This is a genomic window from Flavobacterium sufflavum, from assembly GCF_004016525.1.
Taxonomy (GTDB): domain Bacteria; phylum Bacteroidota; class Bacteroidia; order Flavobacteriales; family Flavobacteriaceae; genus Flavobacterium; species Flavobacterium sufflavum.
Window position 1 is genome coordinate 105148 of sequence record NZ_SACJ01000003.1, and the last position, 12233, is coordinate 117380.

The 12233-nt window shown below is 32.5% G+C and carries 6 protein-coding genes; 5 read left to right on the plus strand and 1 reads right to left on the minus strand.

Annotated features, from left to right (window positions below):
* Positions 1-206 precede the first annotated feature (206 nt).
* The 4 genes from EOD40_RS06160 to EOD40_RS06175 all read left to right on the plus strand — a co-directional run bounded on the left by EOD40_RS06160 (position 207) and on the right by EOD40_RS06175 (position 8421).
* Positions 207-1700 carry a sensor histidine kinase gene (locus EOD40_RS06160; RefSeq protein ID WP_128194031.1) on the plus strand — a complete coding sequence of 498 codons (1494 nt, stop codon included), beginning with the start codon at positions 207-209 and terminating at the stop codon, positions 1698-1700.
* Entirely contained in the window at positions 1690-2100 is a 411-nt protein-coding gene (locus EOD40_RS06165; protein ID WP_128194032.1) for a response regulator, read from the plus strand. Before EOD40_RS06160 ends, EOD40_RS06165 begins: the two co-directional genes overlap by 11 nt.
* 69 nt (positions 2101-2169) lie before the next feature.
* The gene (locus EOD40_RS06170; protein ID WP_128194033.1) at positions 2170-4008 is read left to right on the plus strand and encodes a T9SS type B sorting domain-containing protein; all 1839 of its coding nucleotides are present in this window, start codon (positions 2170-2172) and stop codon (positions 4006-4008) included.
* Between the two features lie 30 nt (positions 4009-4038).
* Positions 4039-8421: a T9SS type B sorting domain-containing protein gene (locus EOD40_RS06175; RefSeq protein WP_128194034.1), complete on the plus strand. Its 4383-nt coding sequence runs from the start codon at positions 4039-4041 to the stop codon at positions 8419-8421.
* A 134-nt stretch (positions 8422-8555) separates the two neighbouring features.
* Here EOD40_RS06175 and typA read toward each other — a convergent pair whose 3' ends face one another.
* On the minus strand, positions 8556-10352 hold the full coding sequence (gene typA / locus EOD40_RS06180; protein WP_128194035.1) for a translational GTPase TypA: 1797 nt from the start codon (positions 10350-10352) through the stop codon (positions 8556-8558).
* Positions 10353-10518: 166 nt separating this feature from the next.
* Here typA and EOD40_RS06185 point away from each other — a divergent pair, with 166 nt between their 5' ends.
* Positions 10519-12231 (plus strand): sensor histidine kinase, encoded by a 1713-nt coding sequence (locus tag EOD40_RS06185; protein WP_128194036.1) that lies wholly within the window; start codon positions 10519-10521, stop codon positions 12229-12231.
* The last annotated feature ends 2 nt before the right edge of the window (positions 12232-12233 follow it).

Genomic DNA, 12233 nt, shown 5'->3' on the forward strand with positions numbered 1-12233 from the left:
ATTTTATAACACATAAAATGCTTTTAAACAAAAAGATGTTGTTCATCGATTTTATTTGTGTGCTGCTACTTTGTTGAGTAATTTTATTTCTTATAATGATTTTTCTCGTTATTAATACATTTCAAAACAAACTAATTTTAATTCGCAACTTGAAATTTATCCCTAAAACATAAAGCTAAATTTTTGCTTTATTATAACTATTTACAATGAACAAACAGGAAATTTATAATAAAACAGACAGCACTTTAGAAATTGGGATTTGGGATATCAACCTAAAAAACAATACCGTTTTATGGGATACAAAAACTAAAGATATTTTTGAAGTCCCTGAAGATTTTGTTCCTGATTTTAAAAATTCATTGTTTTTTTTTAATCGAAAAAATCTAATTCAATTTAAAACACTTATACAGAAAGCCATTGAAAATAGAATTCCAATTTATGGAAAATTTCAAATAATTACGGCTAAGAAAACGATAAAACACTTAGAATGTATTTGCCAGGTTGAATTTATTGCTAATAATATTCATCGTATTTACGGTACTTTCAAAGACATTACTATTGAACAGGAAAGAATCATAGCATTAGAATATACTGCTGAAAAATTCCCTTTGATTTTTCCCAGTACTAATGATACAATTGAAAATTTAAATTTATTATCCTTAGTAGCTTCTGAAACTACCGACAGCATTATTATAACCGATTCCGAAGGAAAAGCCATTTGGGCAAATCAAGCCTATATGACTTTAACCGATTTAACATTAGAAGAAATCATCGGTCAGGAACCTAATTATACTTCTATTGGACTGAAAACCAATAGGGAAAAAATAAAAAAAATCCAAAAGGCCTTGAAAAACAAAGAGGAAACGAAAGTTGTTTTTCAGAACTATAATAAGCAAAAAGAAAAATATTGGCTTGAATTAAATATTACTCCGGTATTTGATAAAGATGGTAATTGCAGCAAATTTATTGCGATTGGCAGAGATGTTACCGCTACAAAAGAAAAAGAAATTGAGCTCAAACACCTACTGGAAGTTACCAGTCAGCAAAACAATAAACTCTTAGATTTTGCTCATATTGTTTCACATAATATTCGCTCTCATGCCAGTAATCTGGCAATGGTTGTAGATGTAATTGAACATACAGATGATGCCATTGAAAAACTATCATTTATTGATATGTTCAAAGAAGGAACGGAAAAACTATCCGAAACCATCGAAAATTTGAACGAAATGATTACTATTAAAAAGAACGTCAACCTCAAAAAAACAATCATTAATTTAAAAACCGAGATTGAAAAATTATCAGAACCTTTAAAGAATCAAATCGCAATTACGCATACAATTTCAGATGATTTAACACTAAATGTTATCCAGGCTTATTTAGATAATATTCTGCAAAACTTATTGAGCAATGCCATAAAATACAAATCACCAAACCGTGTTCCCCAATTAGAAATCAGCCATGAAACCAAAGATGGATTTCACATTATTTCTTTCAAGGATAATGGTTTAGGAATCAATATTGAAAGAAATAAGCGCAAGTTATTTGGTATGTACAAAACCTTTCATGGAAATGAAGATGCCAAAGGTATTGGATTATTTATTGTTAAAAATCAAATGGAAGTCATGAAAGGAAAAATTGAAGTGGAAAGTGAAGAAGGATTAGGTAGTACTTTTAAATTGTATTTTAATGAGAAATAAAATTACTTATATCATTGATGACGACAAATTATCGATAAAATTAATGAGTATGCTCATCTCAAAAAACAATTTTTGCGAAGAAATAGTTTCATTTCACAATCCGCAAACCGCTTTAGATGAACTTAAAAATAATTCGGCTAATTCGTCTAAACTTCCAGATGTTATTTTATTGGATTTGAATATGCCTGTATTGGATGGCTGGCAATTTTTGGATGAATTTGAACTCATCAATTTTTCAAAAAAAATAATAGTTTTTATTGTTTCTTCCTCCATTGATCCCTGCGATTTAGAGATGGCAAAAAACTATCCGATAGTAAAAAGTTATATCGTCAAACCGCTTAGTTCCGAAAAACTAAAACTAGCTTCCATAGTAATAGAAAACGAAATTTCATCGCAATAACTTTTCGAAAAAATTCGAACTAAAATCAAACAATTAAAAAACAGAGAATTATAGTAACTTTGTACGATTATGAAAGTCTTACAAGCTATTTTTCTCGGTTTATTACTCTGCTGCTTTAACTCACAATTGCAGGCACAAGCTATTGGTATTGATGACACCAAAAATGCTTTGGAATTGGTAAACCTATTGACAAATAATAGTTCCTGCATAAAAGTTAGTAACGAAAGCGTTTCGGGAGACTCATTTACCGCCGGAAAGAATAGTTATGGCTCTTTTACTAACAGTTCGCCTAATTTCCCATTTCAATCAGGAGTAGTTTTAAGTACCTGGAGTAGTACTCAATCTGCAGGTCCATTTGTTAGAGATCAAGGTAATAATAGTAATTTATGGTTAGGTGATTCCGATTTAAACCAAGCATTAAACATCAATTCGTTTAATGCTTCTGTACTTGAATTTGATTTTACGCCATTAACAAATACCATTAGTTTTAATTATTTTTTTGCATCCAATGAGTATCAGGATGATTACCCTTGTAAATATTCTGATGGTTTTGCTTTTTTGATAAAAGAAAAAGGTAGTTCGACTGCTTATCAAAATTTAGCTGTGATTCCTGGAACGACAACCCCTGTTTCATCTAAAAACATTCATCCTATAATTAATTTTAGTCCTACTCAATTTTGTCCAGCAAACAACGAATCATACTTTGGACAATTCAACAACCAAGCTGCTAATACAAGTCCTATCAATTATGCCGGGCAAACTAAAGTTTTAAATGCAACAGCCAACGTTATTGCGGGAAACACCTACCATATCAAATTAGTTATTGGCGACGATAGAAATACTTATTACGATTCGGCTATTTTTATAGAAGCGGCCAGCTTTAATTCTGTAATCGATTTAGGAAGTGACAGATTACTGGCAACTAACAATGCCGTTTGTTTTGGTCAGGATTATACCATTGACACAAAATTACCCGCAAATTACAGTTACAAATGGTACAAAGACGGTATTTTATTAACCTCAGAAAATAGTCCTTCCTATACCGTAAAAAGTCCTGGAACATACAAAGTTGAAGTAACCTTAAATCCATCTAGCTGTGTTGTAACCAATGATGTGAAAATTGAATACACCCCCGAAACTGTTTTAAAAAGCAGCAGCATAAAACAATGTGATATTGACGAAGATGGGAAAGCAGTTTTTGATTTAACCCAAGCCGATTCTGAAATAAAAAACAACAATTCCGGATTGAGCGATGTAAGTTATTACGAAAATTTAACTGATGCACAAGCAGGTACCAACCCTATCCTGAATAGCAGCAATTACATTAACAAGTCCAATCCTCAAATTCTAATTGCTAGGGCAACAAATCCTTACAGTTGCTTTAATTATGCCGAATTAACTTTAGAACTTTCTAACGAAATTATTCCAAGTAGAATAGCAACTATAACAGAAGTTAAAACAACTGATTTTGCAGGGAATAAAAATACTGCAATTATTGAATATACAGGTTCCAGTGATTATGAATTCTCAATAGATGGAAATTTTTATCAGGATAGTCCTGAATTTTCAAATATTGCCCCAGGAAGTTATTTGGCTTACGCACGTGAAAAAAATGGATGCAACATTTCAAATCCCTTTCTTTTTTATATCTTAGACTACCCGCATTATTTTACCCCAAACGGAGATGGGTATAATGACACTTGGACTATTAAAAATTTGAATTTGTTGCCCCAAGCTACAATAAACATTTTTAACCGTTACGGAAAATTATTAAAACAATTCAAATCCCCAAATTTGAATTGGAATGGAACCGCAAACGGCTATTTACTCCCTGCTGATGATTATTGGTTTAGTCTTATTTTTGAAAATGGCAAAAACATCAAAGGTCATTTTTCATTAAAAAGATAGCTAATCATTTAAAATTAATACTTTTAGCTAATGAGAAAAATATTTTCCATTTGGTTCATTTTAATGGCTATAAACTGTTTCTCACAGTTTAGCAAAACACATTATATTCCACCTTTGACTTGTCAAACCTCATTGGTGGGGGATCAATACCTATACATCTCAACACCTAGCACAAAAAATGTTGCTATAAAAATAATAGGCATTGGAGGACAAATCACCAATGCCACAGTTAGTAATAATAATCCTTACATTTATACAATTGGAATTGGAGATGATACACAATTATTCACTCCAAAAGCAGCTACCGGAAAAGTAACAAACAAAGGATATATCATAGAAGCGGATGATTTAGTATACTGTAGCGTTAGAGTCAATGCTGGTTTTAACCCAAATGCAGGAGTCTATAATCATGCAGGCGGTATTGTCTCTAAAGGAAATAGTGCTTTAGGAACTACATTTAGACTAGGAGCAATGCTCAATCCTTTAGATAATGATGCATCCTTATTAAATTTTGCCTCAATACTTGCAACCGAAAACAACACTACTGTAACTATTTCTAATCTTCAAAACGGTACAATTCTAGTTGATGGAACTGTTGTAAATGGTCCTATTGTTAAAAATTTGAACAAAAATGAAAGCTATGTAATTGCTCTGGAAAACTATCAAAACATTCCTTCAAATAGTGCTAAACTAATTGGTACTTTAGTCCAATCAGATAAAGCTATAGTCGTAAATTCCGGATCTTTGGGAGGGAACAATAGTAACCAAAACGGTAGAGACTTAGGATTTGACCAAATTGTTCCTTTTGAAAAAACAGGTAATAAATACATTTTTGTAAAAGGAATTGGACCTAACGAATTAGAACGTGTTTTACTGATTGCCCATAATCCAAATACCATAATATATCTAAACGGTAACACTACTCCTTATACCACACTGACTAATCCTGGTGATTATATACCTATCGACGGAAGTCAATTCAGTAATGGAAATTTATATATTACTTCTTCTGAAAAAGTATTCGCTTATCAAAGTATTGGTGGCTTAGCTCCCGGTTTTCTCCCAAATGGCAGTCCTAAAAATACTGCGGCCAATCAAAATATGTTTTTTGTTCCGCCTTTAAGTTGTTCTACACCCAATATTGTTGATAATATTCCAAATATCGAATCGATAGGTGGTGTAACATTTAACGGAGGTTTAAATATAGTTACCGAAAAAAATGCCGTAGTTTCAATTAATAATACCCCCATCACAGCTACAGCCGTAGATATAACAGGAAATCCAGATTTTATCAGATATACAATCAATGATTTATCCGGTAATATAGCAGTGAAATCTTCCAAACAGGTTTATGTTTCTTATTTTGGAACTAATGGAGCGGCTACTTATGGTGGTTACTATTCTGGTTTTGATTCTAAACCAGAAATTACTTCAGACAAATTTAACATCGGAACCTCTTCATGTATTCCTAACCTTCTTTTAAAAGTAAATACCGTTTTAAATTATGATGTTTTTGAATGGTTTTTTAATAATTTTCCTATAGCCAACTCGAATTCTAATTCTTATACTCCAACCCAACCCGGGTTTTATCAGGTTAAAGGAAGTATTTCTAATTGTGGCACAAATATGCTCTCCGATATTATTCCTGTTAGCAACTGCCCTACAGATATTGACAACGACAATGTTAATGACAACATTGACCTTGATAACGACAATGACGGAATTTCAAATTGTACCGAATCTTACGGCAATCAAAACATTAATATTTCTAATTTGAACTCTGGGAATATTAGCATCGGTAGCTATTCAAACTCTTTTACTGGAACCATAAACACTTCAACTATGACCAGTGGAACTCCTTTTTCCGGAAACTCCGATGGTAGTTTTATATCTGAAATTCCAGCCGGTAAAGGAAATTTTGTTAAATACACCCTAACATTCACTAAACCCATAAGCACCGGAATAGAATATGTTACAACTGCAAATTCAACCGATTTATTAAATCCTAATGCCGAATATGTTGTATCAACCGATGTTAGCAAAACCATTACGGTTCTAAACCCTGATAATCAATTATTAATCGATACTAATTACGATGGAATATATGAAAGTGGTGTAACCGAATATTCCTCATTTGAAATTCGCTTTCAATTAAACGGAGTCACACCATTGGCTGCAGGAACAGGCACTTTTAAATTTTTAACTCATTTAGTAAACTCCATTAGTTTTACCCACAAAAACCTATCAGATACCGATGCAAACAGAAGTACATTTAAGTTTTTTGCTGTTTGCGTACCTAAAGACTCCGATAGTGATGGAATTGCAGACCAATTAGATTCAGATAGTGATAACGACAACATTCCTGATTTAATCGAAAGCCAAGTCAATAACTTTGTTTTGAATTCAACTACAGATACAAACAAAAACGGCTTTTATGATATTTTTGAATCTAAACCTATTATAGATACTGACAATGATGGAATTCCTGATTATCTGGATTTAGACAGTGATAACGATGGAATCTATGATTCCATAGAAACCGGAAGTAACAGCACCGATACTGATAATGATGGAATTAAAAACTATAGAGACCTTGATAGTGATAACGACTTGTGCAATGATGTTATCGAAGCTGGTTTTACAAGTGCGAACAATAATACATTAGGGAATTTATTTCCACCCACAGTAAACATCAACGGAGTTGTAACAAGCCGTACAAATGGTTATACTACTCCAAATCCTAATTATAGTATTGCTGCTCCAATAATTATTACAAACCAGCCTATTGTGCCGCCAACTTGTTTAAATCAAAACACTTCAATTACAATTAGCGACAACGGCGGCAATAGTTATCAATGGCAAGTCTCAACAAATGGAACTACCTGGAATAACTTAACAAACAATGGTAACTATTCTGGTGTAACATCAAATAAACTAAACATTAGTTCGGTAAATCAAACAATGAATGGCTACAAATACAGAGTAGTATTAAACAAAACAGGCAATTCATGTGGTTTAATTTCTAACGAAACCACCTTAACTATTTTAGCTTTACCGGTAGTTAACAATATAAGTATCATACAATGTGACGATGATTTAGATGCTAAATCAACTTTCAATTTAACTGTAAAAAACAATGAAATTTCGACTAATTATCAAAACGAAATTTTTAGTTATTTTACCACTTTAACAGCTGCCAATACAAACGATTCAACTAAAAAAATTGCAAATCCATTAACTTATACTGCCAATAACGGAACGGTCATTTGGTCTAGAATCGAAAATGCAAACAACTGTTTTTCAGTAGCAAAAATTAACTTAATAGTTTCGGCAACACAAATTCCGGCAACTTTCAATGTTCCATTCGAAAATTGCGATGATTATATTGATGCTGCCCATGATGATTATGATGGAATTGCAGCATTCGATTTTAGTAGTGCCAAAACGGCAATTCTAGCTTTACTCCCAGATCCAAAAAACAATTACGTTATAAAATATTATGAAACTGAAGCAGATGCTTTAGCGGAAATAAACGAAATAACAAATACAACTACTTATCGAAATACACTTTATCCTAATCTACAAAAAATATGGGTTAGAGTTGATAGCAATTTAGATAATAGCTGTTATGGTATTGGATCACATATCACTCTTAAAGTAAATCCAAAACCTAATATTGACATCAACAGCAATCATCTTTCAGATGTTTATGTATGTAAAAATTTGCCTAATTTCTTTGTAACACTTACTGCAGGAATACTCGATGGCAGTCCAACAACCAATTATACTTATGTTTGGTCTAAAAACAATCAAGCCTTAATTGGAAAAACAAATGCTACTTTAGATGTTAATACTGCCGGCACATACAGTGTAAAAGTAACTTCAGCATCCGGTTGTAGTCGGACAAGAACAATTACCGTAACTTCTTCGGATATTGCCCACATTAACAATATTGAAATCACCGAATTAAACGATAACAACTCTGTTCTAATCCTTGTAGATGGTCAGGGAAGTTATGAATACAGTCTGGACGACAGTAATAATTTTTATCAGGACGCCAATTTGTTTGAAAATTTAGCTGCCGGAATCCATGAAGTTTATATCAGAGACAAAAATGGCTGTGGAATTACCAATGAAACTATAGCGATTTTAGGTATTCCAAGATTTTTCACACCAAACAACGACGGTTTTAATGACTATTGGACTATCAAAGGAATCAACTCGGAGTTTAATACAAAAACAGTCATTCATATTTTTGATCGCTTTGGCAAACTAATCAAAGATATTAATCCTCAAAGTCAGGGCTGGGATGGAACTTTTAACGGACTACCTCTACCTGCAGATGATTATTGGTACACTGCCAAACTTGAAAATGGCAAGGAAATTAAAGGACATTTCAGTTTAAAAAGATAAACTTAGAAAAAATCCAATCCCGAAACTTCGAGATAAAATTCCAAATCCCAATATTGATCATAAAAAAAATCCCAAACTCCAGTCCCGAAAGCTTTCGGGAGGAATTTGGGATTTTATATTAAAATTTAAAAAAATTAGATTTTAAATCTTTTTCTGTCTGTTTCAGTCAAATAAATCTTTCTTAAACGAAGTGATTTTGGAGTAACCTCAACATACTCATCTTTTTGAATATATTCTAAAGCTTCTTCTAAAGAGAATTTGATAGCAGGAATAATTCTTGCTTTATCATCAGCTCCTGAAGAACGAACGTTAGACAGTTTTTTCGTTTTAGTAACGTTAACAGTCATATCATCGCTACGAGTGTTTTCACCAATTACTTGTCCTTCGTAAATATCTTCGTTAGGATCAACAAAGAATTTACCACGATCTTGTAATTTATCGATAGAGTAAGGAATTGCTTTTCCATTTTCCATAGAGATTAATGAACCGTTATTACGTCCAGGAATTTCTCCTTTGTATGGTTCGTACCCAATGAAACGGTGTGCCATGATAGCTTCACCGGCAGTAGCAGTAAGCAATTGATTTCTCAAACCAATAATTCCACGAGATGGAATGTTGAATTTCACAATCATACGCTCTCCTTTACCTTCCATAGAAAGCATTTCTCCTTTACGGATAGAAACAAATTCTACAGCTCTACCTGAAAGATTTTCTGGTAAATCGATAGTTAATTCCTCAATTGGCTCACATTTTACACCATCAACTTCTTTGATAATAACTTGTGGCTGACCAATTTGTAACTCATATCCTTCTCTTCTCATTGTTTCAATAAGAACAGACAAGTGAAGAACTCCACGACCAAAAACCATGAATTTATCAGCAGAATCAGTCTCAGCAACTCGCATCGCTAAGTTTTTCTCTAACTCTTTAGTTAATCTTTCACGAATATGTCTAGAAGTAACAAATTTACCTTCTTTACCAAAGAAAGGTGAATCGTTAATAGTAAACAACATACTCATTGTAGGCTCGTCAATAGCAATGGTTTGCAAAGCTTCCGGATTTTCAAAATCAGCAATAGTATCACCAATTTCAAAACCTTCAACACCTACAACAGCACAAATATCTCCAGCAATTACTTGTTCTACTTTTTTACGGCCTAAACCTTCAAAAGTATGTAATTCTTTAATACGTGATTTTATAACTTTACCATCTCTTTTTACTAATGAGATTGGCATACCTTCATTAAGAACACCTCTTTCAAGACGTCCAATAGCAATACGACCTGTAAAAGAAGAGAAATCTAAAGAAGTAATCAACATTTGTGGTGTTCCCTCAGAAACCTTAGGAGCCGGTACATTAGCAATTACCATGTCCAATAATGGCTCAATATTTTCTGTTTGATTTCTCCAATCATCAGACATCCAGTTGTTTTTAGCAGAACCGTAAACAGCAGGGAAATCTAATTGTTCTTCAGTAGCACCTAATTCAAACATTAAGTCGAAAACTTTTTCGTGTACTTCTTCCGGAGTACAGTTTTCTTTATCTACCTTATTGATAACCACACAAGGCTTCAACCCTAAATCAATTGCTTTTTGCAATACAAAACGAGTTTGAGGCATTGGTCCTTCAAATGCATCTACTAAAAGACACACTCCGTCAGCCATGTTTAAAACACGCTCTACCTCTCCACCAAAATCGGCGTGACCAGGAGTATCGATAATATTAATTTTTGTTCCTTTATAAGAAACAGATACGTTTTTAGAAGTAATGGTAATACCTCTTTCTCGCTCTAAGTCGTTGTTATCAAGGATCAAATCTCCAGTATTTTCGTTGTCACGAAATAACTGACAATGATACATAATTTTATCAACCAAAGTGGTTTTACCGTGATCGACGTGGGCAATAATTGCAATGTTTCTAATAGCTTCCATCTGTGATTTTTAATGGCTGCAAAGGTACACTTTATTTTGATATAAAAAATATTTCTCAAATTCTTTACAATTTACAAATGTTTAACACCCAAGCCTAATCATTTCCTAATGAAAATAAGTTTTCTCAGAAATTTTGCTATTAATAATTATTAATTATATTTGATTAATGAAAAGTAAAACCAGTCAAATAACAACAATTTATATACTTATTGCCTCAATTTTGGCGGTTTTCCTTTATAAAATTACTTCTTTACACTTAAAACAAGAGTATTACCTCATTTTCAACTTACTTAAAGATTTCTTTTTAATTCTTTTAACCGGAGCAGCTTTTAGATATGTTTTGTCTAAAAACGAAACCAGAAACAAAACTATTTTTGAAAGATTAGAAAATACTAACAACGAAATCAAAGAATCGAACGAAAAATATGATATTGTTGCCAAAGCTACAAGTGATACTATCTGGGACTGGAAAATTCAGGAAGACAAACTTAACTGGAGCAAAGGAATAAAATCGGTTTTTGGATACGAAGAAGATCAGGTTGGAGACAGCTCCAGCTGGTGGTTTGGTAACATTCATCCTGAGGACAGTATAAAAATGTCTATAAAACTATATTCATTTATCGAACAAAAAACCGAAAAATGGCAAGACGAATATCGTTTTAAATGCGCTGACGACACCTATAAATATGTTCTGGACAGAGGTTTTCTTTTAAAAGACGAAAACGGAAAAGCCATCCGAATGATAGGGGCACTTCAAGACATTACCAAACAAAAAGAAGAAGAACTTCGATTAAAATTACTCGAAACAGTAATTTTACAAACAAAAGAATCGATAGTAATTACCGAAGCTACCTTTAACAAAAATCTTTTACCTAAAATAATTTACACAAACCCTGCATTTACCAATATGACAGGATATGCATCGGAGGAAATCATCAACAACTCCCTGGACACCTTAAAAGGACCTAATACTGAATTAAGTGTTATTAAGAAAATCATACAAATAATACGAAATAAAGAAGAAGGTTTACTTGAAATTAAGTGTTATAAAAAAGACAAGACTGAATTCTGGTTGCGTTTTACATTGATACCTATTTACAATTCTGAAAACGAATTATCACATTGGGTTTCGATACAAAGAGACGTAACAGAAGAAAAAAATCAGGAAAAAGAAAAAGAGCAACTGATAAAAGAACTGACACAAAACAATAAAGATTTAAAGCAATTCTCTTATATTACCTCTCATAATTTAAGAGCCCCGATGTCTAACTTAACAGGACTACTCAATCTAATAGAAGACATCACAATCGAGGATCCTGAATTGAATGAGATCATTAATGGCTTCAGCAAATCGACGCATTTACTAAACGAAACCATCGAAGACCTAACAAAAGTCATGATTATCAAAGACAACACCTCAATTGAAAAAGAAAATATTTCGATAAAAGATGTTTTTGAAAACGTTTTTAGCCAATTAACAAATCAAATTGAAATAGCCAAACCCATCTTAAAATTAAACCTTGAAAATGTAAGCGTTTTAAACACCAATAAAGCTTACATGGAAAGTATCCTATTGAATTTACTAACAAATTCATTGAAATACAGATCTGACAAAAGAATATTAAAAATAACCATAACAGCACATCAAACCGGAAATACCGTAGAACTCGTTTTTAAAGATAACGGTATAGGAATTGATTTAGACAGAAATAAAGACAAAATTTTTGGTCTTTACCAAAGATTCCATGACTACGCCGACAGTAAAGGACTAGGATTATACCTGGTAAAATCTCAAGTCGAAGCGATGAAAGGAACCATAAATATAGAAAGTAAAGTAAATAAAGGCACTACACTTACATTAACATTTAAAAACAAATAAAA

Bases quoted from the DNA above. Each gene is read 5' to 3' on its own strand.
- EOD40_RS06175 (WP_128194034.1), top strand. From the start codon at position 4,039: ATGAGAAAAATATTTTCCATTTGGTTCATTTTAATGGCTATAAACTGT.
- EOD40_RS06165 (WP_128194032.1), top strand. From the start codon at position 1,690: ATGAGAAATAAAATTACTTATATCATTGATGACGACAAATTATCGATA.
- EOD40_RS06170 (WP_128194033.1), top strand. From the start codon at position 2,170: ATGAAAGTCTTACAAGCTATTTTTCTCGGTTTATTACTCTGCTGCTTT.
- EOD40_RS06160 (WP_128194031.1), top strand. From the start codon at position 207: ATGAACAAACAGGAAATTTATAATAAAACAGACAGCACTTTAGAAATT.
- EOD40_RS06185 (WP_128194036.1), top strand. From the start codon at position 10,519: ATGAAAAGTAAAACCAGTCAAATAACAACAATTTATATACTTATTGCC.
- typA (WP_128194035.1), bottom strand. From the start codon at position 10,352: ATGGAAGCTATTAGAAACATTGCAATTATTGCCCACGTCGATCACGGT.